This window comes from Staphylococcus sp. HMSC072E01 (assembly GCF_001814125.1).
GTDB lineage: Bacteria > Bacillota > Bacilli > Staphylococcales > Staphylococcaceae > Staphylococcus > Staphylococcus hominis.
Genome location: NZ_KV814963.1, coordinates 44,372 through 68,167, shown reverse-complemented (window position 1 = coordinate 68,167; position 23,796 = coordinate 44,372). Strand labels below are relative to the sequence as shown.

At 30.1% G+C, this 23,796-nt stretch carries 27 protein-coding genes; 21 read left to right on the top strand and 6 right to left on the bottom strand.

Annotation, left to right across the window (positions count from 1 at the left end; translation table 11 throughout):
• The first annotated feature begins 12 nt into the window (after nt 1-12).
• From HMPREF2953_RS04690 to HMPREF2953_RS04650, 9 genes are all read left to right on the top strand, one after another.
• Nucleotides 13-189 carry an SE1626 family protein gene (locus tag HMPREF2953_RS04690; RefSeq protein ID WP_002455099.1) on the top strand — a complete coding sequence of 59 codons (177 nt, stop codon included), beginning with the start codon at nt 13-15 and terminating at the stop codon, nt 187-189.
• Nucleotides 190-376: 187 nt separating this feature from the next.
• On the top strand, nt 377-757 hold the full coding sequence (locus tag HMPREF2953_RS04685) for a PSM export ABC transporter transcriptional regulator PmtR (protein WP_002450053.1): 381 nt from the start codon (nt 377-379) through the stop codon (nt 755-757).
• Nucleotides 754-1,653, top strand: a complete 900-nt coding sequence (locus tag HMPREF2953_RS04680; protein ID WP_049335689.1) for a phenol-soluble modulin export ABC transporter ATP-binding protein PmtA — start codon at nt 754-756, stop codon at nt 1,651-1,653. Before HMPREF2953_RS04685 ends, HMPREF2953_RS04680 begins: the two co-directional genes overlap by 4 nt.
• Nucleotides 1,650-2,312: a phenol-soluble modulin export ABC transporter permease subunit PmtB gene (locus tag HMPREF2953_RS04675; RefSeq protein WP_049335687.1), complete on the top strand. Its 663-nt coding sequence runs from the start codon at nt 1,650-1,652 to the stop codon at nt 2,310-2,312. Before HMPREF2953_RS04680 ends, HMPREF2953_RS04675 begins: the two co-directional genes overlap by 4 nt.
• Nucleotides 2,313-2,329: 17 nt before the next feature.
• Entirely contained in the window at nt 2,330-3,202 is an 873-nt protein-coding gene (locus HMPREF2953_RS04670) for a phenol-soluble modulin export ABC transporter ATP-binding protein PmtC (protein ID WP_049335685.1), read from the top strand.
• Nucleotides 3,203-3,931: a phenol-soluble modulin export ABC transporter permease subunit PmtD gene (locus HMPREF2953_RS04665; RefSeq protein ID WP_070672051.1), complete on the top strand. Its 729-nt coding sequence runs from the start codon at nt 3,203-3,205 to the stop codon at nt 3,929-3,931.
• A 145-nt stretch (nt 3,932-4,076) separates the two neighbouring features.
• Nucleotides 4,077-4,562, top strand: a complete 486-nt coding sequence (locus HMPREF2953_RS04660; protein WP_070672049.1) for a hypothetical protein — start codon at nt 4,077-4,079, stop codon at nt 4,560-4,562.
• A gap of 48 nt (nt 4,563-4,610) precedes the next feature.
• Entirely contained in the window at nt 4,611-5,165 is a 555-nt protein-coding gene (locus tag HMPREF2953_RS04655; protein ID WP_019835505.1) for an HAAS signaling domain-containing protein, read from the top strand.
• Nucleotides 5,165-6,007, top strand: coding sequence for a DUF4097 family beta strand repeat-containing protein (locus HMPREF2953_RS04650; protein WP_070672047.1), 843 nt, complete (start codon nt 5,165-5,167; stop codon nt 6,005-6,007). Before HMPREF2953_RS04655 ends, HMPREF2953_RS04650 begins: the two co-directional genes overlap by 1 nt.
• Nucleotides 6,008-6,072: 65 nt before the next feature.
• Here the strand turns inward: HMPREF2953_RS04650 and HMPREF2953_RS04645 are convergent, their stop codons facing one another.
• Nucleotides 6,073-7,113: a C45 family autoproteolytic acyltransferase/hydrolase gene (locus HMPREF2953_RS04645; protein ID WP_049417658.1), complete on the bottom strand. Its 1,041-nt coding sequence runs from the start codon at nt 7,111-7,113 to the stop codon at nt 6,073-6,075.
• Nucleotides 7,114-7,392: 279 nt separating this feature from the next.
• On the opposite strand from HMPREF2953_RS04645, the gene HMPREF2953_RS11245 reads away from it, so the two are divergent.
• Both HMPREF2953_RS11245 and HMPREF2953_RS04640 read left to right on the top strand, forming a co-directional pair.
• Nucleotides 7,393-7,566, top strand: a complete 174-nt coding sequence (locus HMPREF2953_RS11245) for a hypothetical protein (RefSeq protein WP_002450085.1) — start codon at nt 7,393-7,395, stop codon at nt 7,564-7,566.
• A gap of 122 nt (nt 7,567-7,688) precedes the next feature.
• The gene (locus HMPREF2953_RS04640) at nt 7,689-8,735 is read left to right on the top strand and encodes a 6-phosphogluconolactonase (RefSeq protein WP_070672045.1); all 1,047 of its coding nucleotides are present in this window, start codon (nt 7,689-7,691) and stop codon (nt 8,733-8,735) included.
• 56 nt (nt 8,736-8,791) lie between these two features.
• Here HMPREF2953_RS04640 and HMPREF2953_RS04635 read toward each other — a convergent pair whose 3' ends face one another.
• The 3 genes from HMPREF2953_RS04635 to HMPREF2953_RS04625 form a co-directional block, all read right to left on the bottom strand.
• On the bottom strand, nt 8,792-10,174 hold the full coding sequence (locus HMPREF2953_RS04635; protein WP_019835501.1) for an aldehyde dehydrogenase: 1,383 nt from the start codon (nt 10,172-10,174) through the stop codon (nt 8,792-8,794).
• 178 nt (nt 10,175-10,352) lie between these two features.
• The gene (locus HMPREF2953_RS04630; protein ID WP_049335676.1) at nt 10,353-11,282 is read right to left on the bottom strand and encodes a manganese-dependent inorganic pyrophosphatase; all 930 of its coding nucleotides are present in this window, start codon (nt 11,280-11,282) and stop codon (nt 10,353-10,355) included.
• 48 nt (nt 11,283-11,330) lie between these two features.
• Entirely contained in the window at nt 11,331-11,891 is a 561-nt protein-coding gene (locus HMPREF2953_RS04625; RefSeq protein ID WP_070672044.1) for a cysteine hydrolase family protein, read from the bottom strand.
• A gap of 133 nt (nt 11,892-12,024) precedes the next feature.
• On the opposite strand from HMPREF2953_RS04625, the gene HMPREF2953_RS04620 reads away from it, so the two are divergent.
• Both HMPREF2953_RS04620 and HMPREF2953_RS04615 read left to right on the top strand, forming a co-directional pair.
• A complete protein-coding gene (locus HMPREF2953_RS04620) occupies nt 12,025-13,107 on the top strand; it encodes a glycosyl hydrolase family 28-related protein (RefSeq protein WP_039984319.1) in 1,083 nt (360 codons plus the stop codon).
• Between the two features lie 241 nt (nt 13,108-13,348).
• The gene (locus tag HMPREF2953_RS04615; RefSeq protein WP_070672042.1) at nt 13,349-14,908 is read left to right on the top strand and encodes an SLC13 family permease; all 1,560 of its coding nucleotides are present in this window, start codon (nt 13,349-13,351) and stop codon (nt 14,906-14,908) included.
• Nucleotides 14,909-15,087: 179 nt separating this feature from the next.
• Here HMPREF2953_RS04615 and HMPREF2953_RS04610 read toward each other — a convergent pair whose 3' ends face one another.
• Both HMPREF2953_RS04610 and HMPREF2953_RS04605 read right to left on the bottom strand, forming a co-directional pair.
• Nucleotides 15,088-15,888: a prephenate dehydratase gene (locus tag HMPREF2953_RS04610; protein ID WP_049335669.1), complete on the bottom strand. Its 801-nt coding sequence runs from the start codon at nt 15,886-15,888 to the stop codon at nt 15,088-15,090.
• Nucleotides 15,889-15,918: 30 nt separating this feature from the next.
• On the bottom strand, nt 15,919-16,986 hold the full coding sequence (locus HMPREF2953_RS04605; RefSeq protein WP_070672040.1) for a nitric oxide synthase oxygenase: 1,068 nt from the start codon (nt 16,984-16,986) through the stop codon (nt 15,919-15,921).
• A 178-nt stretch (nt 16,987-17,164) separates the two neighbouring features.
• Between HMPREF2953_RS04605 and HMPREF2953_RS04600 the strand changes: the two genes are divergently transcribed.
• The 8 genes from HMPREF2953_RS04600 to HMPREF2953_RS04565 form a co-directional block, all read left to right on the top strand.
• A complete protein-coding gene (locus HMPREF2953_RS04600; protein ID WP_070672038.1) occupies nt 17,165-18,634 on the top strand; it encodes a nicotinate phosphoribosyltransferase in 1,470 nt (489 codons plus the stop codon).
• The gene (nadE, locus tag HMPREF2953_RS04595; protein WP_070672036.1) at nt 18,627-19,463 is read left to right on the top strand and encodes an ammonia-dependent NAD(+) synthetase; all 837 of its coding nucleotides are present in this window, start codon (nt 18,627-18,629) and stop codon (nt 19,461-19,463) included. The genes HMPREF2953_RS04600 and nadE overlap by 8 nt, the downstream gene beginning before the upstream one ends.
• 110 nt (nt 19,464-19,573) lie before the next feature.
• On the top strand, nt 19,574-20,179 hold the full coding sequence (locus HMPREF2953_RS04590; protein ID WP_002450021.1) for a DUF2179 domain-containing protein: 606 nt from the start codon (nt 19,574-19,576) through the stop codon (nt 20,177-20,179).
• Nucleotides 20,160-20,342 (top strand): NETI motif-containing protein, encoded by a 183-nt coding sequence (locus HMPREF2953_RS04585; RefSeq protein ID WP_002455112.1) that lies wholly within the window; start codon nt 20,160-20,162, stop codon nt 20,340-20,342. Before HMPREF2953_RS04590 ends, HMPREF2953_RS04585 begins: the two co-directional genes overlap by 20 nt.
• Before the next feature lie 222 nt (nt 20,343-20,564).
• A complete protein-coding gene (gene purB / locus HMPREF2953_RS04580; protein ID WP_049335659.1) occupies nt 20,565-21,860 on the top strand; it encodes an adenylosuccinate lyase in 1,296 nt (431 codons plus the stop codon).
• A gap of 104 nt (nt 21,861-21,964) precedes the next feature.
• A complete protein-coding gene (locus HMPREF2953_RS04575; RefSeq protein ID WP_070672034.1) occupies nt 21,965-22,267 on the top strand; it encodes a YerC/YecD family TrpR-related protein in 303 nt (100 codons plus the stop codon).
• A gap of 159 nt (nt 22,268-22,426) precedes the next feature.
• On the top strand, nt 22,427-23,119 hold the full coding sequence (locus HMPREF2953_RS04570) for a heptaprenylglyceryl phosphate synthase (protein ID WP_070672031.1): 693 nt from the start codon (nt 22,427-22,429) through the stop codon (nt 23,117-23,119).
• Nucleotides 23,119-23,796, top strand: a 678-nt coding sequence (locus tag HMPREF2953_RS04565; RefSeq protein WP_176746032.1) for a UvrD-helicase domain-containing protein, incomplete at its 3' end; no start/stop codon positions are given. The genes HMPREF2953_RS04570 and HMPREF2953_RS04565, both read left to right, overlap by 1 nt.

Sequence of the window (23,796 nt, the reverse complement as noted above, 5' to 3'; positions counted from 1 at the left end):
TGACTAAAAATGATGAAACACCTAACAAAAATTTTTGTAGGTTTAGCTATTGTTTTGTTTGTCATTGGATATTATCTACAAGCCACTGGACATGAAAGTCAAGGTATAAAGTTATTATTGGCTGCCATTATGTTTATGATATGTGCATTTATTAATCGTAGCAATGACAGACGTAAAAATAAAAAGTAACATATGAAAACTATGATGCAATTACCACTGTAATACTGTATCATAGTTTTTTTGTTTAACTATGTTTATAGTGTATATACAACTTATGTCTTAAGAATACTGATTTTATCTTATTTTTATTATTTCACTTTACAAATCTGTATATACTGTATATATTATTTATATACAGTTGTAAAGGGGGACATAAATGAAAGTTATTCTAAAAAACACCAGTGAACAGCCCATTTATGAACAAATTAAACAACAAATTAAAGAAAATATATTAAAAGGTTACGTTGAAGCTGGAAGTCACTTACCATCTATGAGGGAACTGGCGAAAGATTTGCAAGTCAGTTTAATTACAACAAAGCGTGCCTATGAAGATTTGGAAAAAGAAGGGTTTGTCACAACAATAAGAGGTAAAGGAACATTCGTAAAAGAACAAGACAGTTCAATTTTAAAAGAAAAACAATTTTTTGTAATTGAACATCTTGCACGTTCCATGGTAAAAGAAGCAAAAACAATTGGTATGCCTCTAAAAGAATTAAATGAAGTTTTAGCTTTAATTTACGAGGAGGAAGATGAATGAAAGCGATTGAAGTTAAACACGTAAGTTATAACACTAAAACTTTCCAAATCAAAGATCTTTCATTCAGTATTCCTCAAGGGTTTGTTACGGGCTTTATTGGGAGTAATGGTGCTGGCAAGACAACAATGATTCGATTAATGATGGATTTACTTGAACCTAATACTGGAGAAATTAAAATCTTAGGACGACAAATGAAAGAATCAGCAAAATGGATTAAAAATAAAATTGGTTTTGTTTACTCAGAAATTTATTTCAACCAACAATGGAATATAAAAAAACTAGAAAATATGATTTCTCCTTTTTATTCTAAGTGGGATAGTCATATATTCCATCAGTATTTAGAGCGATTCAATATACCAAGTCATCTTAAAATTAAGCATTTCTCTAGTGGAATGAAAATGAAGTTATCTTTAGCCATTGCTTTAAGTCATCACGCTGAGTTATTTATATTAGATGAACCAACAGCAGGTTTAGATCCAATTGTAAGAAATGAAGTTCTAGAAATATTGCAGCAAGAATTAATAGATGAAAATAAAACGGTTTTTATTTCGACTCATATTATTTCAGACTTAGAAAAAATAGCAGATTATCTTGTATATATAAAAACAGGCAATCTTGTACTTGAAGGCTATTGTGATGATATAAAAGAGAAATATTTTATCGTAAAAGGTGATAACAAAGATTTAGATGATGAATTAAATCAACTCCTTTTATATAAAGAAGAAAAGCAGACAGGTTATGTTGGTTTTACAAAACATGGTCAAACATTTAAGGAACTATTTGGAAAACAAGTTGAAATAAAACATCCAACGATTGAAGAATTAATGATTTACCTTGAGAAAATGAAAGAAACTAATGATGTTGAAACTCAAAATAGAAACGGGTTGATGACATGAAGCAACTAATAATAAGAAATTTTAAGTTAAGACGTTGGACACTTATCATTTATGTAGTGCTTATTGTTATTAATCCTATTTATACACTATTTTTTTCAAAAACAAGCTATGGTTTCGTTGTATATATTCCACTTGCCATTACATTAATGATTATAAGCATTTTAGATTCAGGACAATTATTTAGAGTACATAGACGGTTAGGTGGAAAAGAGGCGTATCTTTTTTATGAAAGTTTACCAATAACTAAGAAAGAATTGCTTAATGCAAATTATCTGACATGTATTATATTAACGATTTTAGGAACATTGATTATTGGATTATATAATTTTCAATCAACAAATATTCAGGTAAATGAGTTGCGTTATTCGACAGCACTTTCATTTTTAAGTGTAAATTTATTTAGCATTCCTATTGCCTTTAGTAAAAGTACAGAAAGAAAAAGAGAATATATTTCTTACACTGTTTATATTATTTTAATGGTACTTGCTATACCGATGGCAATTGCATTTATCTTTTTGACTATTAATTTATTTATCTTTCATAATGCACTTGATCCAAATGTATTTAATAAATATTTAAGTATTGGATTAGTTATTATAAGTGTGATTTGGCTAGTTATAAATTATTTTATTCAAATAGCACGTATTAATCGTCGCTAGAAAAAAGGAGGACTTTTATGAAATTAGAAAATATTACTAAAACATACGGTAATCATAATGTTTTAGACAATATAGATTTTGATTTTGGAGATAGCAAAATTGTAGGACTCATTGGTAAAAACGGTGTAGGTAAAACTACACTGATGAAAGTGATGAATGGAAATATTATTAATTACAAAGGTAAAGTTAATTTAAAAGATGATGAAAATATTGGCTATCTCATTGAACATCCAAAACTTTATGATAATAAAACAGGGCTTTATAATTTAAGACTCTTTGCTCAGGTGCTTGGTCAAGGATTTGATAAAGCATATTCAGATAAAATTATAGATGCTTTTGGTATGCGTCCCTATATTAAGAAAAAAGTTAAAAAATATTCAATGGGTATGAAACAAAAATTAGCGATTGCTGTATCATTAATGAATAAACCAAAATATCTTATTTTGGATGAACCGACCAATGGCATGGATCCAGATGGCTCAATCGATGTTCTAGAAACGATACAATCTTTAGTAAATGAATTAAATATGAAGATTCTTATTTCAAGTCATAAATTAGAAGACATCGAATTAATTTGTGATAGAGCTGTCTTTTTAAGAGATGGACATTTCGTTCAAGATGTCAATATGAAAGATGGTAGTTCAGAAGAAAGTACTTCTATTACGTTGGACAATGATGATTTTGATCAAGCGCTAAATTATTTACAAGAACATTTTAATGTTATTCATTCTTATAAACAAAATGGAGAAATTCTTATTAAAGCAGAACGAGATTATCGAACATTGCTTAAAGCGCTCGCACATATTAATGTGTATCCTAAATATATTGAAACACGTAAAAATTCGCTTCGAGATACGTACTTTAATATTAATCAAAGAGGTGACCATTAAATGAAAAGTTTACAATTAGTTAAATATGATATATTAAGTTTTTTTAAAAGTTATTTAACATATATCGCGCTTATATGTATTTGGGGTATCATCACAGCAATGACTGTACTATTAGCAAAAAATACTGATAAAGTCGATTATTCAATGATATTACCAATGGCAAATTGGATGTTTCTATTCTTTGGTTTACTTGTTGTTATTAAAACAATTACACGTGACTATTCTCAAGGAACGATTCAACTTTATATGAATAAAGTGAAAAATAGAGTAGGTTATGTGATAGCAAAAACGATTTCGATTATTATTTTTTCATTCTTATTTACACTTATCACGTATGTTACACTTTTAGTTATTCAAACTTTTACAGATGGTAAAAATTTAAATGGAGATAAATTCCTAACAAATATTTGGTTCTATCTTATCTTTTTACTATTTTTTGGACTATTATTATTCTTAATTACTTTAATTGTACAAAAACCAGCAGTCATTTTTACATTAGGTATCTTTTTAGTGTTTATCGTACCATTTTTACAACCATTTTTAGGTTTAATCCCTGAATGGGGCGATAATATTCAAAAATCACTCAAATATATACCTTTTAGTTACTTAACAGAAAAATCATCATCAGGTAGTATTGAATTTACGAATTGGCAATGGTTCATTTCTATTGCATCTATTGTTATTTTATTTATTGTTGATGTACTTTATGCTGCTAAACGAGACATTTAAATTAATAACTTTTTAATAAAACTGGCGACGATACGTTCAATTTTTGTCGCCAGTTTTATTTGCATTGAAAGATACTTTGATATTTTTTGAATATAATCATAGTTATGATATATTAAAAAAAATAAGTATATAAGTGGTGGTCCTATTGCATATTCAAAATAGATGGGTTATCTCAATTTTATTTATTGTCATTTCTTTATTAGTTGTACTAGGATTGACAATTTATAAAAATGAAAGAACGGTTGATTTAAGTGATGTAGAAATTAATCATTTAAAGCTTAATAAAACGTTTGATAACTCAGAATATAGTTTAAATAAGCATGTGAAATTAGATAGGTATGTTTTTTATAATCATAATAAATATAAAAATTTAACAATAAAAGTCAAGAAAAAACATCATAAAATTAAAGGAATTATCTTAGTTAAAGATACTTTTGTTAACACAAATTTTGATGTTCATATAGGTGACCCAATCGATGCTGTTATAGATAATCTAGGTTATAACTATGACAAAGATAAGGTAGGTAAAGGTTATGATGCTTTAGTATATCTTGATAAAGATCATCACATGAAATTATCAATTTTATATAAAGATAATATTGTTAAGCGAATTGAATTCTTTAGTCGTTGATAGTTAATAAAAATAAATTTATATTTTAAGAAAGTATGTGAAAGAGAAATGGATAAAATTACTTTTTTGAATGAACTGGAAACGGAGCTTGATGATTTACCACGTAAAGACAAAGATAAAGTAATGAATGAATATGAAGATATCTTTTATAATCAAGAAACAAAAGGCAAAACAGATGCTCAAATATTAGATGATTTGAAAAATCCTTATACTATTGGAAAAGAAATAAAAGCTAAAGAAGCAATTTCACATGCTAAAGTTACACCTAACTTTCGTAATATTGTAAAAGCTATTATGGCATCATTAAGTTTGGGTGTTATTTCTTTTTTCTTAATTGTTATCCCAATGATAATATTCTTAATATTTCTAGCCTTTGTTTTCGTCATTTCAATTGTGCTTATTTGTTTACCTATCTTATTAATTATTATTAGTATCCTTAAAAGCACTCCTGACTCTTTTAGTAATTTTCTTTATAGTATTTCTTATGCTGGAATAGGTATATTAGCGTTCGTTGCAATAATAAAAATTGTTCAGAATTTATATAAACTTGTTTTAAAATATTTATCATGGTATATAAAAATAATTAAAGGAAGAATCCAGTGATGAAAAAGTTAACAATAAGTGGATTAGTTATATTTGTTGTTTTTTTTCTAGCAGCAACGTTGGTATGGTTTGTTCATGATAAAGATATTTATAAACGACTGAAATATAATGAAACGTTTCATCAATCATCTATCTCCAAATTGAATATAGATAGTTATAGTTCTGATATCACTATTACTCAAGGTTCTTCATTTAGAGTGAAATATTACGGGGACAATAGTATAAAAGTGAACACTCAAAAAGACAGCTTAAATGTAAAAGAATCACGTTCTTCTAAAAGAGGGTATAGCTTTAATTTAAACCCTTTTAAAAGAAGCAAGTTCAACATACATATAACTATTCCACCTGATAAATTAAAACAATTAAATATTGATGCTAAATTAGGAAAATTAAATATTAATAATATAGATATCAAAAAAGCCAGAATTAGAAAAGACGGAGAAAATTTAAATATCAAAGAAGCTAAACTTGATCGTATTGATTATTATAGCGATCATGGAACAATTAATATTAAAAATAGTGATATTAAAAATAGTCAATTTAAAGTAATAAATTCTAATATTGTGGTTAATCATTGTACCTTGAAAAATGGGTTATTCATTACAAATGAAGGAAAACTTGACTTTAAAAACATGCCAAGTCAAATTGATATGAAGAGCTCAAGTAAAAAAGGTGATATAAACATTGAGTATAAAACTAATCCTAAAGACACCTTGTTAAAACTACATCCAGGAATGGGTGACAATAACATTAAGAATCCTTATTTTAAAGATAGCAAAGTAGGTAATAGTTATAATATTATAGAGTGTTATAACGTTAAAGGTGATATAAATATTAAATAGGATGAAAAAGATTAGACAAAACGTTGATTAATTAAATTTTAAAACGTTTATCTAATCTTTTTTTATTAATACGTAGCAAATGTTAAATCAGTATCTAGCTTTCCAGTAAATTCTATTAAATCAAGTTCATGACCCTCTAACCATGATTGAAAGTCGATAGATAGAGGGGGTCTATTCTCACCTAATGTCATCCAAGCTTTTAAATGCTTAGGTTCATACATTGATGTATGAATCGTTCCTGACCAACTTTTAAATAACTTACTATAAATGTCATATTTAGGATCATTAAAAAGTTTAAACGCAGTATATTTATCTATATCTTCTGAAGTTTGACTAATTGTGCGAGCAAGACGTTCTTTAGATTCTTTGGTATAGTTACGATTTTCATGTGTTAATATTTCAAAGTGATTAGTACAAACTTTATCATATCTAACATCAAATGAGCGTGGCGTAATTTCAACAATTGCATGATTTAAATGCTTATCCATTAAAATATAACTAAATGAACTTCTATGGGGTAACTCTTTTAGAAATTGAATTGCTTCTTTTACATCTTTACAATATTCTAAGACAAGTCGTCCTACCATATAACATACAAATCCATTTGCAGGATGCTTACGGTGCATAAAATTATATCCCATCACAAGACCTGCTTCATTCATACCATCCATACGACCAGTTACTCTAGAGGTTGGTCCTATTTGCGCGAGTCCACCATCATTTGGTTGATAAAGAAGATATCTGCCATCATATGTAGCAGGATGATAGTCATAATTACGAACCATATAATCTTTACCTTGAAAAACTGTACATCCACTTTCATTTAAATCAGTAAAACGATAGTGACCGAAATTTAAAATCATTTGTTTAGTCGGTAAATTTAATATCTCTTGCATTCCTAATAATTCTTCCCAGATTTCTGGTGCATACGTTTGGAAAATGCTATATGTTTCATTAACATCAATGTCAAAACGAGGTATACGCTTCTTCCATTCACGTTCTCTATTTTCTAGTAAGGGCGTCTGTTTTAACCACTGAGCAGTTTTGATACCTAAATCAAAATGTGATCCGCGAAAGGTCATAATATCTGACTTAACTTCTTGCATGAAAAATCCTCCTATCATTTGTTTTATTATTTATATTGAACAATAATTTATATTAAATTTAAAGCCTTATAATGTTTATTTATATATGATAGTAATTCACTGTGTAAATAAGACAAATGTCATTCATTATAAATAAAGAAAAAATATTTGATTTTTTAAAAATCTTTAATTTTAGGTTTGAAATAATATATAAAAAGGTATGTATTTAATCATAACGTTAACTATGTTAAAATTATTTAATGTAAACGTATTTATTTTAAGTACAGGGGTGAAACATAAATGTGGGATTTCATTAAAGGTTTATTTAAATTCTTATTAAGCTTTACAGCTATTACAGCACTAGTTGTTGGTGTAGTAGTAGTAGTATTTGGCTTTATTTTCAAAAAAGACTTTGAAGATATCGAAAGAAAAACAAAAGAAATCGTATCTGATATTGAAAGCAATAATGCTTAATGCAACGATGTACTATATACCAGTAATTTCATTTGAAGTTACTGGTTTTTTTTATTACTCTTAAATAAATACAATTGGCTAGTATAAATGTTAATAATATTGAATATAATGGAGGTATTAAAATGACAACCAAAGGTTATGTGGGGTCTTATACAAAAAAAGAAGGTAAGGGTATTTATATATTCGAACTTAATGAAGATAATGGAGAAATACAATCAGTAGATACAGGATATGATATCGAAGCATCGACTTATCTTGCTCAAACTGAACAATTTTTGTATGCAATTACTAAAGAGAATGAGGCATGTGGTGTGGCTGCATTTAAAAAAGACGAGAATGGACAGCTTACACTCATTAATAAATGTTTAGCTTCAGAGAATGGAACAGGGTGTTATATTTCTGTTTCTAGTGATCATAACTTCTTATTCGAAGCGGTTTATACTGCTGGAATAGCACGTATATATCAACTTAATCCAGAGACAGGCGAAGTGGTAAAATTAATTGAAGAGTTAGAACATAGTTATCCAACTGGAACACATGAGCGTCAAGATCATAATCATATTCATTTTATTAGAGAAACCCCTGACCATAAATATGTAGCTGTGACTGATTTAGGTGCAGATAAAATTGTAACATATACATTCGGAGTTGAAGGGTTTAAAGAACATGCAGTATCAAAATTCCATGCTGAAGATGGACCGCGTCATATTGAATTCCATAATAATGGGACATACGCGTATGTTGTTCATGAGTTATCTAATAGAGTAAGCGTTGTACAATATCATGATGGAAAATTTGAAGAAATTGAACGTCATTTAACGATTCCTGAAGATTTCACTGGAGAAACTAAATTAGCAGCTGTGAGACTATCTCATGATGAACAAAATTTATATATTAGTAATCGTGGACATGATAGTATAGCGATATTTACAGTAGTTGATGATGGAAAAGGAATTAACCCAGTTGAAATAGTAAAAAGCGGGGGAGAATTTCCAAGAGATTTTAATATTACTGAGTCAGATGAATACCTTGTATGTGCACATCAAGAAGGAAATTACGCGTTAACAGTATTTAGACGTGATACAAATAGTGGTATGTTGATTGCTACTGACAATCAGTATACCGCACCTGAAGGTGTATTTGTTGATTTCTTGAATTCATCGTTATAGATAAAAAATACCCTATAATGTAAACACTTGTAAAGTGAGCCATTATAGGGATTTTTTTATAAGTTTTTGAAAAATGTTCTAATATATTTGAATTTACCTTTATAAGGGGGATAGATAATACTCGAATCTAGTCGAGTAGATTTAAAAATATATGATTTCATATGACTAAATGTATCAAATGAATATTTGCCATGATATTCGCCAATTCCTGAAGCACCTACGCCACCAAAGGGTAAATTTGGGTTAGCTAAATGCATTAAAGTGTCATTGATTGCACCGCCACCAAATGACAATTCTTCTAGCACACAGTTCGTTGTATTTTCATCTTCACTAAATAAATATAAGCTTAGAGGTTTAGATTTACTTTGAATAATATCTATCGCTTCATTAAAATCATCGTAGACGATGATTGGTAATAATGGACCAAAAATTTCTTCTTCCATAATTTTAGATTGTGGAGTAATACCGTCTAAAATTGTAGGTTCGATATATTGTTCATTTTCATCAGTATGCCCACCAAAAATCACTTCATTACGATGTATTGCTAATAATTCAGAAAGTCGATTGAAATGTTTTGTATTAACAATACGTCCAAAATCAGGGCTATTTTGAATATTTTTGCCATAGAATTCTTCAATAGATTGTTTAAATGCTTGAATTAATTCATTTTTAACTTTTCTATTCACTAAAATATAATCTGGTGCTACACAAGTTTGACCAGCATTGGTGAATTTACCGAAGCTAATACGATCACTTGCTACTTTAATATTAGCAGTTTCATCTACAATCACTGGTGATTTACCACCAAGTTCAAGTGTGACAGGAACTAAATTTTTACTTGCTGCTTCGTAAACAATTCGACCTACATTTTCGCTACCAGTAAAGAATATATAATCAAATGGAAGATTGATTAATGTTTGAGTTTCTTCAACGCCACCTTCAACGACAGCTACAAAATCGCTTGTAAATACATCCTCAATCACTTTTCGCACTACTTGTGCAACATGAGGAGTAAGTTCAGAAGGTTTAATGATGGCGTTATTACCAGCTGCTATAGCACCAATAAGAGGTTCGAATAAAAGTTGTACGGGATAATTAAAGGGACCGATAATTAATATTGTTCCATAGGGCTCAGGCTTAATATAACTCTTTGATGGAAACATAAATAGGGGTGTATCTACTTGCTTAGTTTTAGCCCAGTTTTTTAATTCTTTACGAGCTGTTTTTATACTTTTTAAAAGTATACCAATTTCAGTAGCATACGCTTCTACTGAACCTTTCCCTAAGTCTATTTTTAACGACTCTAATAATTCTGTTTCATGGTCTTTAATACTTTTACTTAATAATTTTAATTGTTGTTTACGAAATTTGATATCTTTAGTTTGATGTGTTTTAAAAAACTGTTTACTTTCTTGAAATTGTTTTTCTATTAAATTCAATTGTAGTACCTCCTGTACAGTCAATCACAATACCGTTATAGGTGTGATTGACTATATAATTTTAGTTAAATGTATCCAAGGTTAAAACATTTGAATGAATGATTAAAATAAATTAAAAAAGGCTGAGAGTTAAGTAACTTACTATCTCAGCCTTATTATATATGAATTAAAATATGAATTATTTAGTTAAAATTTCAGTGATTTGAGGTACAACTTGTTTTTTACGAGAAACTACACCCGATAAGAAAGCCATACCATCATCTAATTGAACATTGAAGGCTTGACCAACTTTATCCTTTTCAGCCCCGACAACTAAAATTTTAGAATCACTGTTAATAATATCAGTGACAACTAATACAAATAAATCATATTTTTCGTTTGCACTTGTTTCTAACATTGCTTTTTCCAATTCATCTTTACGATTTAAGACTTCATCAATATCTACAGTATTGACTTGAGCAATACGAGTAACATAATCTCCCATATTAAATGATTTAGCATCCATATTTAATAACTCTTCAGCAGATTTATCAGTTGTTGAAGCACCTGCTTTCAACATTTCTAAACCATATTCATCTAAATCGACATTAGCAATGTCTTTTAATGCTTTAGCGGCATTTACATCTTCGTCAGTACATGTTGGAGATTTAAATAATAAACTATCTGAAATAATAGCTGAAATCATTAATCCAGCAATTTCAGGTTTAATCTTAAAGTTACGTTCTTTATACATTTTATAAAGAATTGTAGCAGTACAACCTACAGGTTCTGCACGATAGTATAAAGGACCTGCTGTTTCAAAGTTCGCAATTCTATGATGATCTACGACATTCACAATATTCGCTTTAGCAATAGTTTCAGCACTTTGTTGGAATTCATTGTGGTCAACTAAGATAACGTCTTGACCTTCTAAATCATCATTTAATAAAGTTGGTGCATCAACTTTAAAATGATCTAATGCATATTTTGTTTCAGCACTCACTTCACCTAAGCGATAAGGAGTTGCTTCAGAATTTCCAGTTTGTTGTTCAAAATCAGCCATTATAATAGCTGAAGATATTGCATCTGTATCCGGATTTTGATGTCCAAAAATATAAGTTTTTGCCATTGATTTATTCACCCTTAATTTTTAAATTTATCCTTATTTTAGCATGTTTTAATTGATAACTTCTACCTTTGCACCTAATGAGTTTTTAAAATGAGCTAAAGCGAACTGATGACCCTCTTCATTAAATGAGGCAACACCTTGTTCAGGGATAATAATATGATAGCCTAAATTATAAGCAGAAATTGCTGTATGGAGTACACATATATCAGTACATACACCTACAATTTCAACAGTATCAATATGTCTTTCTCTTAATAAACTATCTAAAGCAGTACCATAAAAAGAATCATAACGTCGCTTATCTAAATAATGTACAATATCTTCATTTTTATATTTATCAAAAAATGATTTTACCTTACCATATAATTGACGACCTGAAGTGCCTTCAATGTTATGTGGTGGGAATAATTTAGTTTCAGGATGATACGGGTCTTCTTCAAAATGTAAATCCATCATGAAAAAGATATTATCATGTTGATGTTGATATTGATTGAGTCTTTCTACAATAAACTGTTCAATATCTTGGCCTGGTTTACCACAAGTTAATCGGCCGTCATCAGCGATAAAATCATAAGAATAATCTACAACAATCAATGCTTTGTTAGTCATAATAAACATCCCTTTCTTAAAAAATGTTTGAATACCTTAAAAAATGTATAATATTAAATTATAAATATAGTATAGCTATACACCATTATGGTTACAAATATATTTAATAACAACATAAGATAGGGGATAAAAAATATTGATCAATGCACAGGATTTTGGTTTAAAAGGAAAACATAAACGAAGAGATACTAAAGCTATACAAAAAGCACTTAATGCCGCAAGATATGGAGAACATACAGTTTATATACCATCTGGGACTTATTATATTAGTAAAGCATTAGTGATATATGATCATACCACTTTAATATTAGAAGATGATACCATCTTGCAGCGTCACTCGAGAGATGCATTGTTAAAAAATGGTAAAAAATTTGGTTTCTATCATGGATATCAAGGAAATGGGCATATTAAAATAAAAGGTGGTATATTTGATATGAACGGTTCAAAGTACCCCTACAATAATACCGCAATGTCTATAGGTCATGCTGAAGATATCGAGTTAATAGATATTACAGTACTTGATGTTGTAGGTGGACATGCACTAGATGCTTGTGGAATCAATGGTTTATATATTAAGAACTGTAAGTTTAAAGGCTTTTTTGATGTAAATGGTGATCGTTCATTTTCTGAAGCAATTCAATTAGACATTCAAGTGCCTGGGTCATTTCCTAAATTTGGTACGACTGATGGCACGATTACCAAAAATGTTGTCATTGAAGATTGCTATTTTGGAAATTCAAACCAACCTAAAATGCAAGCTTGGAATAGAGCGATAGGCTCTCATGCCAGTCGTTATAATCGCTTTTACGAAAATATTCATATAAGGAATAATGTGTTTAACGGAATGAATGAATATGCATTAACTCCGTTAAAATCAAAGACAATGTTTATCTCAAATAATACCTTTATAAATTGTAATGGTGGTATTCGTTTTCTTGGAGTTAAAGATGGAAAAAATGCGGCTGATGTTTCTACAGGACAAGTTCAAAAGACTCAAGCTGGAGATAATTTGACTGTAACCGGTAATCATTTTGAAGGAGAAATGAAAAGAGATGCTATACACGTGAGAAGTTATAATAATGTAAAACATACTAATGTTTTTATTGCAGGTAATTCGTTTAATCATTCGACACAAAGATTACATTTAGAAGATATTTCTAATTTGACATTTAATCAAAATGATAAAGTTAAAGTTAAAAAAATTAATATTGATTAGTATTTAATTTAAAAAGGTATAATTATAGATGAAAAATAAATGATACGCGCTTTATTATGATATATAATAAAGCGTTTTCTTTTATGTTATAATATCATTATATATTTTCAAAAAAGTCAGATTTCTATGAGGGCTTGTTTGCAATATAATAGGTATCAAATCAACTTTGTTGAGATGATGCCATATTTCTAAAAATAGAATATATTAAGTTAAGTTTCTAATTTTAAAGGGGGAGAATTAGATGACTAAGCAATCAGGTTTTCGAAGAAATGCACAATACTTAACATTTTTTTCTAAAAAAGATCATACAAATCAATCTTATTCTATGGGGCAATTATTGGGGCTCATTTTAGGACCGTTATTGTTTGTTCTTATCTTATCATTCTTTCATCCAGTAGAACTTCCTTTCAAAGGGGTATATGTTTTAGGAATTACGGTGTGGATAGCTATTTGGTGGATTACAGAAGCGATACCAATTGCTGCAACGAGTTTTTTACCACTCATACTTTTGCCTTTAGGACATGTACTTTCGCTTGAACAAGTCTCTTCTGAATATGGTAATGATATTATCTTTTTATTTTTAGGTGGTTTTATTCTTGCAATTGCTATGGAAAGATGGAATTTACATACACGTGTAGCTTTAACTATTATTAGATATATTGGCGCAAGCACGAGTAAAATATTATTAGGCTTCATGATTGCTACAGGATTCCTATCAATGTTTGTATCAAATACAGCGGCTGTTATGATAATGATACCTATTGGTTTAGCAATTATTAAAGAAGCGAATGAGTTGAAAGATGATGACGTTAAATCAGATAGCATTTCGAAGTTTGAAAAATCACTTGTCTTAGCTATTGGTTATTCTGGGACCATCGGAGGATTAGGTACACTTATTGGAACACCGCCACTCATTATACTAAAAGGACAATTTGAACAACATTTTGGACAAGAAATTAGCTTTGCTAAATGGATGATTGTTGGTATTCCTACAGTTATTATTTTAATAGCATTAGCATGGGCTTATTTAAGATTTATCGCATTTAGACATGATTTGAAGTATTTACCGGGTGGTCAAACATTGATTGAAGATAAACTCAATCGTCTTGGTAAAATGTCTTATGAAGAAAAAGTGGTTCAAGCTATTTTTATTCTTGCAAGTTTACTATGGATAACAAGAGAATTTATTTTAAAAAATTTTTCAATAACATCTGAAGTTGCAGACGGTACAATTGCAATATTTATTTCTATTTTACTTTTTATATTTCCGGCTAAAAGTAAAGAAAAGCATAAGCGAATTATTGATTGGGAAGTGGCAAAAGAATTACCATGGGGTGTACTTATATTATTTGGTGGAGGTTTAGCTTTAGCAAAAGGAATTTCAGAAAGTGGTTTAGCAAAATGGCTAGGTGAGCAACTAAAAATGTTAGATGGGGTGCATCCACTAGTAATAGTTATTGTCATTACAATATTTGTGTTATTTTTAACAGAAGTGACTTCAAATACAGCAACTGCTACAATGATTTTACCTATTCTTGCTGCGCTATCTGTAGCAGTAGGTGTACATCCAATGTTATTAATGGTACCCGCAGCTATGGCAGCAAACTGTGCTTACATGTTACCAGTAGGAACACCCCCAAATGCTATTATATTTGGATCAGGTAAGTTGAGTATTAAAGAAATGGCTAAAGTAGGAGTTTGGGTTAATTTAATTTCTGCAGTGATTATTATAGTAATTGTTTATTTCTTAATGCCATATATTTTAGGATTTGATATTTCTGATACATTAAATTTAAAATAAAATTAAATATCTTGAAATCATATATTCATTATGTATGTTTTATCTTAATATTTTAAATAAATATATAAAAAAGCCTGGGACATCATGAGTTCATGAGTGGTTCTAGGCATTTTTAATATGATGCGGCTAGTTTTTCAGAATGAAAGGATACATTCAACACAAATATTGTCCACTCCCTTTTATTGACGATGAAAAGCACCAATAATTTTCACTGAAAAATCTAATGTTTCTAATATTGATATAACTTTATTCAAATTATCTGATAGCCCGGTATCTGCTTGTACGAAGAAGCGGTACATGCCCAGTTGAGTTTTCAATGGTCTTGATTCAATCCATGATAAATTAATATCAAATAATGCAAATGTAGTCAGTATACTTGCCAGTAATCCAGCTTTGTCATACTTAGGGGTAATTAATAGCATTGTGTTATTCGTTTTAGACTCAAAGTTATTATCATTTTTTATGACTAAAAAACGTGTAACATTATGCGGGTAATCTTGAATATTACTCTCTATAGCAGTATATCCGTACATTTCACCACTACCTACAGGGACAATGGCTGCTACATCCGAGGAGATTTTTTCTAATCCTTGAATTGTACTCTCAACATAATCGTAAGAAAATTGATGTTTTTGAATGTATTGGCTTGTTTGACTGATGGCTGGTGCGATAGAGTATACCTTTTTTATATTTTCTATCTTTGAGTCCCTTGTGGCATATAAACCAAAATTAATATCTAAATGTATTTCCCCATGAGCAAAAACATGTTGTTGAGCTAGTGCATCTGCCACAATGTTTATAGTTCCTTCAATTGAATTTTCTATGGGTACAATTGCTACAGATTGAGCGTCACTATTTACTGACTTAATGACTTCATATAAATTAGACTTTGGTATGAAGTTAAAGTTATCTTTTGAAAAATATTTTTTAGCAGCTAAATATGAAAATGTACCTTCGGGACCTAAATAATATAAATGCATGATGAATTGTCACCTCATGAATCTTGTACATTAGTGGAATGGACATTTCATCGGTGTCGCTTTTTTATAATGGAAATTAGGATCTTTAATAATATTTTTGTATCCATGATGGTAATTAGCAGTTAACGTTGGCGATAACGGTGGGGCTAACCATGACCATTTTCCAGTAACATCACGATGATGCTGTTCCTCTTTTTCTTCAAATAATTCAAATTGTTTAGCAGCAGTTAAGTGGTCAACAATAGAAACACCCTGTGATTTAAAAGAGTGATAAACTGCATAATTTAATTCTACTAATGTACGATCTTTATTAAATGAATTATTTTTAAGTGTACCAAATTCAAATGTTTCTGCAACTTTTTCAAGCAAATTATAGCGGTAAGTATCAGTAAAATTACGAACTGCAATTTCAGTGACCATATACCAACCATTAAAAGGAGCAGTTGGATATGTAATTCCACCTATTTTCAAATCCATATTAGAAATAATAGGAACACCATACCATTTTAAATGTAAATCTTTCAGCTTTGGAAATTGATCATGTTCTATATCTACTTCTTTAATCAATGAAGCTGGAAATTCATGATATTTTATAGGTGAATTTGGTAATTGATAAATAAGAGGAAGCACGTCAAAGTCTGAATCTTTGCCTTTCCATCCCAAATGATTAGCTAATTGTGTTATCTCGCGTTCTGATGGATCACCTTTATCTTCATATCCTGCGTAACGTATTAATTGATTGTTATATATTTTAGGTGCATCAGTTGAAGAAAATATAGTGATATATGGTTTGATTTTACCGCCATTTGTTGCTTTGTTTAAATGATTATGAAGCGCATCTAAGAAATGTTGTTCTGTATAAATATCGCGTGCATCCACAACATTTAATGATTCCCAAAATAAGCGCCCGACACATCGATTGGAATTACGCCATGCCATTTTAGCGCCATAATTTAGTTCTTCATAAGTATGTGTATAGGTACCTGTCCGATTGATTTCTTTCTCTATCTCAGTGATACGTTTAGAAATAGTATGATTTGAGTAATTTAATTCACCATACATAGTTTGGATAAAATTTGTAGCTTCTTCTAATAGCATATAATCACCTCAATAGTATTATAAGCGAGTAACTGATATAACACATACAATAAATACTTATGTCATGAATTTGTCGAATTAAAAAAATTTAATTTTTAAATTAAAGACTATTATCGAAAATACTCACTATTACTGAATTGTGATAAAATATACAAAAAGGTTGTTAGGAGAGATGAGGATGTATCGTTACGAAGATGATAGTTTAATGTTACATAATGACTTATATCAAATAAATATGGCAGAAAGTTACTGGAATGACGGTATTCATGAAAGAAATGCAGTGTTTGATTTGTATTTCAGAAATATGCCATTTGGAAGTGGATATGCTGTTTTTAATGGGTTAAAAAGAATGATTCAATTTATAGAAAACTTCCATTTTAGTGATTCTGATATCGAATATTTACAATCAATAGGATATAAAAATGATTTTTTAAAATATCTTAAAAATTTGAAATTTACAGGGAATATTCGCGCGATGCAAGAAGGGGAATTGTGTTTTGGGAATGAACCATTATTACGAGTAGAAGCGCCATTAATTCAAGCTCAACTTATTGAAACCATTTTACTTAATATTGTAAATTTTCATACGCTTATTACAACGAAAGCTAGTAGAATTCGTCAAGTTGCACCACAAGATACGTTAATGGAATTTGGTACACGACGTGCACAAGAAATTGATGCCGCAGTTTGGGGAGCACGTGCAGCATATATTGGTGGGTTTGATTCAACAAGTAATGTCCGAGCAGGCAAATTATTTGGTATTCCAGTTTCCGGAACTCATGCTCATGCACTAGTTCAAACATATGGTGATGAGTATAAAGCATTTAAGATTTATGCAGAACGACATAAAAATTGTGTGTTTTTAGTAGATACGTTCCACACTTTAAAATCAGGGGTACCAACTGCAATTAAAGTTGCAAAAGAATTAGGAGATTCCATTAATTTTATAGGTATAAGATTAGATTCTGGTGACATTGCATATTTATCGAAAAAAACTCGTCGTATGCTTGATGATGCAGGCTTTAAAGACGCAAAAATCATTGCTTCAAATGATTTAGATGAGCAAACAATTACCAGTTTAAAGGCACAGGGTGCAAAAGTAGATTCTTGGGGTATAGGGACTAAATTGATCACGGGTTATGATCAACCAGCCTTAGGAGCAGTTTATAAGCTTGTCGCTGTTGAAAATAATGAAGGTGAATATGTAGATCGTATCAAGCTATCAAATAATGCGGAAAAAGTTACTACGCCTGGTAAGAAAAAAGTATATCGTATTATTAATACTAAAACTGGCAAGGCTGAAGGTGACTATATCACGCTTGAACATGAAAATCCTAATAAAGAAAAACCATTAAAGATGTTCCATCCAGTTCATACTTATAAAATGAAACATGTTAAGCATTTTGAAGCAATTGATTTACATCATTCAATTTTCGAAAATGGTAAATTAGTTTATGACTTACCAAGTGAAAAAGAAACTCAAGATTATTTAAAACAATCATTATCACAATTGTGGGAAGAAAATAAACGTTATTTAAATCCACAAGAATATCCAGTAGATTTAAGCACAAGTTGTTGGAATAATAAACAAAAGCGCATTCTTGAAGTGACAGAACATGTTAAGGAAATGGAGGAAGATAATGACTAATTTACAAGATATCGTAGTAAAAGAAATGAAAGTAAAGAAACATATTGATAGTCAACAAGAAATTCGTGAGATTATCCAATTCATTAAAAATTATGTTCAATCACATACATTTATTGAGTCATTAGTACTTGGCATATCTGGTGGTCAAGATTCTACACTTACTGGTAAATTAGCGCAATTAGCAGTTGAAGAACTCCGTAAAGAAGGAAGAGAATGCCAATTTATAGCAGTTAAACTTCCCTATGGTAAACAAAAGGATGCTGATGAAGTAGAAGATGCACTTCATTTTATTCAACCTGATGAAGTGATTACAGTTAATATTAAACCAGCAGTAGATCAAAGTGTAGCATCATTGAAAGAAGCGGGTATTGAACTTACAGATTTCCAAAGAGGAAATGAAAAAGCAAGAGAGCGCATGAAAGTACAATTTTCTATTGCTTCAAATCGTAGTGGTATTGTTTTAGGAACGGACCATTCAGCTGAAAATATCACAGGTTTTTATACTAAATATGGTGATGGTGCTGCTGACATTGCACCTATCTTTGGACTAGATAAACGCCAAGGTAGACAGCTTTTAGAATATTTAGAAGCGCCAACACATTTATATGAAAAAGTGCCTACTGCTGATTTAGAAGATGATAAACCTCAATTACCTGATGAGGAAGCATTAGGGGTAACTTATAATCAAATTGATGACTACTTAGAGGGCAAAGAAGTACCAAGTGATGCAAAAACAACGATAGAGAATCATTATGTTAAAAATGCACATAAAAGAGAATTGGCATATACTCGCTATACTTGGCCTAAACATTCACATACAAAAGAATAAATGAATACTCTAATAATTAAATGATTTAATTACTATTAGTTTTTAGTGACAAAATTATTTGTGACTGATAAAATTATTTCGAATTTTAGTTAAATGAAATGAGGAATAATATGTCAGTAATTACGTCAAATCCATGGATAATGGTATTAGCGATATTCATCATTAACGTTTTTTATGTTACATTTCTTACAATGCGTACGATTTTAACGTTAAAAGGATATCGTTATATGGCAGCAGTAGTAAGTTTTCTTGAAGTTTTAATATATGTTGTTGGATTAGGGCTAGTGATGTCTAGTTTAGATCAAATTCAAAATATTATTGCATATGCCTTTGGATTCTCAATAGGTATCATTGTTGGAATGAAAATTGAAGAAAAGCTTGCATTAGGCTATACAGTTGTAAACGTAACATCTGCAGAATACGAGCTTGATTTACCTAAAGAGTTACGAAATTTAGGTTATGGTGTTACTCACTATGAAGCACATGGTAGAGATGGAAGTCGAATGGTAATGCAAATTTTAACACCTAGACGTTATGAACGAAAATTAATGGAAACTGTTCGTAGTTTAGATGAAAAAGCATTTATCATTGCGTATGAACCTAGAGCCATTCACGGTGGATTCTGGACTAAAGGTGTTCGAACTAAGAAAGTAAAAGCATATGAAGTAGAAGAAATAGAAAGTGTTGTGGAACATAGTGAAGTTCAAGGTAAATGAAAATGAAACTATTTCAGATTGTATTGCACGTATGAGAAAAGAAGGATACATGCCAGTCAGACGTATTGAAAAACCTGTTTACTTTGAAGATAAACAAGGAAATATAAAGATATTACGACAAGATATTCAATTTGTTGGTAAGAAAATAGAAAATGACATTTAATAACTGCTCATATATGGGTCTTTGACAATTTAGAAGTCAGAGACCTTTTAATATTTTTATAAAGTTCGTAAACCTATATTCAATTAGAATAAAAAATCTTTATACTTTTAGTATAGAATCTGTTAAACTATAAATATAGAATTAAATACGAACTATTTTACTTAAAAACGATTTAATGTACAGCTTTTTATAAAAATAATTACATAAGATAGGAGTTTAATAATGATTGAACGTTATTCAAGAGAAGAAATGTCTAGTATTTGGACAGACCAAAATAGATATGAAGCATGGTTAGAAGTGGAGATTCTTGCTTGTGAAGCCTGGAGTGAATTAGGATATATTCCTAAGGACGACGTAAAAAAAATTCGTGAAAATGCTAAAGTGGATGTCAATCGTGCAAAAGAAATTGAACAAGAAACGCGTCATGATGTAGTAGCATTTACAAGACAAGTATCTGAAACACTTGGAGAAGAACGTAAATGGGTTCATTATGGATTAACTTCTACAGATGTTGTAGATACTGCATTAAGTTATGTAATTAAACAAGCGAATGAAATTATTGAAAAAGATATTGAACGCTTTATTAAAGTACTTGAAGAAAAAGCTAAAAAATATAAATATACATTAATGATGGGTCGTACACACGGTGTTCATGCTGAGCCAACCACTTTTGGCGTAAAAATGGCATTATGGTATACAGAAATGAAACGTAATTTAAAACGTTTTAAAGAGGTACGTAAAGAAATTGAAGTTGGGAAAATGAGTGGCGCAGTAGGAACATTTGCCAATATTCCTCCTGAAATTGAAAGTTACGTTTGTAAACATCTTGGAATTGACACAGCCCCTGTATCAACTCAAACACTTCAACGTGATCGTCACGCTTATTACATTGCAACTTTAGCGTTAATTGCGACATCATTAGAAAAATTTGCTGTAGAAGTTCGTAATTTACAAAAAACTGAAACGAGAGAAGTTGAAGAAGCATTTGCTAAAGGTCAAAAAGGATCATCAGCAATGCCGCATAAACGTAATCCAATCGGTTCAGAAAATATTACAGGTATTTCAAGAGTGATTCGTGGTTATATTACAACTGCTTATGAAAATGTCCCATTATGGCATGAACGAGACATTTCTCATTCTTCTGCAGAGCGAATTATGTTACCAGATGTAACAATTGCATTAGATTATGCTTTAAATAGATTTACTAATATTATCGACCGTTTAACAGTATTTGAAGATAATATGAGAAATAATATGAATAAAACATTTGGTCTTATTTTTTCACAACGCGTTTTACTTGCATTAATTAATAAAGGTATGGTGCGTGAAGAAGCATACGATAAAGTACAACCTAAAGCGATGAAATCTTGGGAAACTAAAACACCTTTCCGTGAACTTATAGAACAAGATTCAACCATTACAAATGTTTTATCTAAAGAAGAATTAGACGAGTGTTTTGATCCAAAACATCATTTGAACCAAGTCGATACCATTTTTAAACGTGCTAATTTAGAATAGTTTACTAATATAGTTTTAGCATTTTCAATTGAAATAACTACACTTTAATTAATTAATGCGTTAAAATATAGTTATATTTAATTTGAAAATAGGGGTTGCTTGAGATGCAAATTGAAAAATTAAGAGGAGAAGCATTGAATGAATTATTTGATGCCATCTTAACACTTAAAGATAGAGAAGAATGTTATCAATTCTTTGATGATTTATGTACAGTCAATGAAATTCAATCTTTATCTCAAAGACTTCAAGTTGCTAAAATGATAAAGCAAGGTTTTACTTATGCAACTATAGAAGAGAAGTCTGGTGCATCAACAGCTACGATATCTAGAGTTAAACGCTCACTGCAATGGGGTAATGATGCGTATACAATGATTTTAGATAGATTAAATGTTGAAACAAAAGAATAAATAAAGAGAGACAATTGCTTAGCTAAAAATAGCAATTGTCTCTTTTTTGTGAATATAATTTTTACAATTTGTAATAGTATAAACTTAGTGTATGGATTTAGAATTGCAAAGATAAAAATGCTATAATTTAGTGTATGTTAAAAGAAGGAGTTATGGATAATGTATGACATTAGAAAGTGGCAGCATGTATTTAAACTTGATCCTGCCAAAGAGATTAGCGATGAAAATTTAGAAGCCTTATGTATGTCAGATACTGATGCCATCATGATTGGTGGGACAGACGGTGTAACTGAGGATAATGTCATTCATCTTATGAGTAGAGTTAGAAGATATCCATTACCTTTAGTACTAGAGGTTTCAAATTTAGATAGCGTAATGCCTGGCTTTGACTTTTATTTTATACCTTCAATATTAAATAGTAATGATGTGACATATCATAATGGTTTGCTTCATAAAGCATTAAAACAATATGGTCATATGATTAATTTTGAAGAAGTGATGCTTGAAGGGTATGTCGTTCTTAATCCAGATAGTAAAGTAGCCAAACTTACACAATCAAATACTCAGTTAGATGTTGAAGATATTGAAGCTTATGCGCAACTCGTTGAAGAAATGTATAAGTTGCCAATTTTGTATTTAGAATATAGTGGTACATATGGAGATAAAGAGATCGTAAAAGCCGCTTCCCAAATGTTAACCCATACACAATTATTTTATGGTGGTGGTATTAGTTCTTTAACTGAAGCTAAAGAAATGAAAAATTATGCCGATACAATTATTGTAGGTAATATTATATACTCAGATATTAAAAAAGCTTTAAAAACTGTAAAAATAAAGAAGGAGTCGAAATAATGAATGCTCTAGTAAGTAATATGAATAAAGAACAAAGTGAAGCAGTTAGAACGACAGAAGGTCCTTTGCTTATCATGGCTGGCGCAGGGTCAGGTAAAACAAGGGTGTTAACACACCGCATAGCCTACTTATTAGATGAAAAAGATGTTTCTCCGTATAACATTTTAGCTATTACGTTTACTAATAAAGCTGCAAAAGAAATGAAAGAGCGTGTGGAACACTTGGTTGGTGAAGAAGCTCAAGTGATTTGGATGTCAACATTCCATTCAATGTGTGTAAAGATTTTAAGAAGAGATGCAGATCGTATTGGTATTGAACGCAACTTTACCATTATTGACCCAACTGATCAAAAATCTGTAATTAAAGATGTACTTAAAAATGAAAATATTGATAGTAAACGTTTTGAACCGAGAATGTTTATTGGTGCCATCAGTAATTTAAAAAATGAATTGAAAACGCCCGAAGATGCGATGAAAGAAGCAAATGATTTTCATTCACAAATGGTTGCAACAGTATATAGTGGATACCAACGTCAACTATCTAGAAATGAAGCATTGGATTTTGATGATTTAATCATGAAAACGATTCGTTTATTTGAACGTGTACCAGATGCATTAGAATACTATCAAAATAAATTTCAATACATCCATGTAGATGAGTATCAAGATACAAATAAA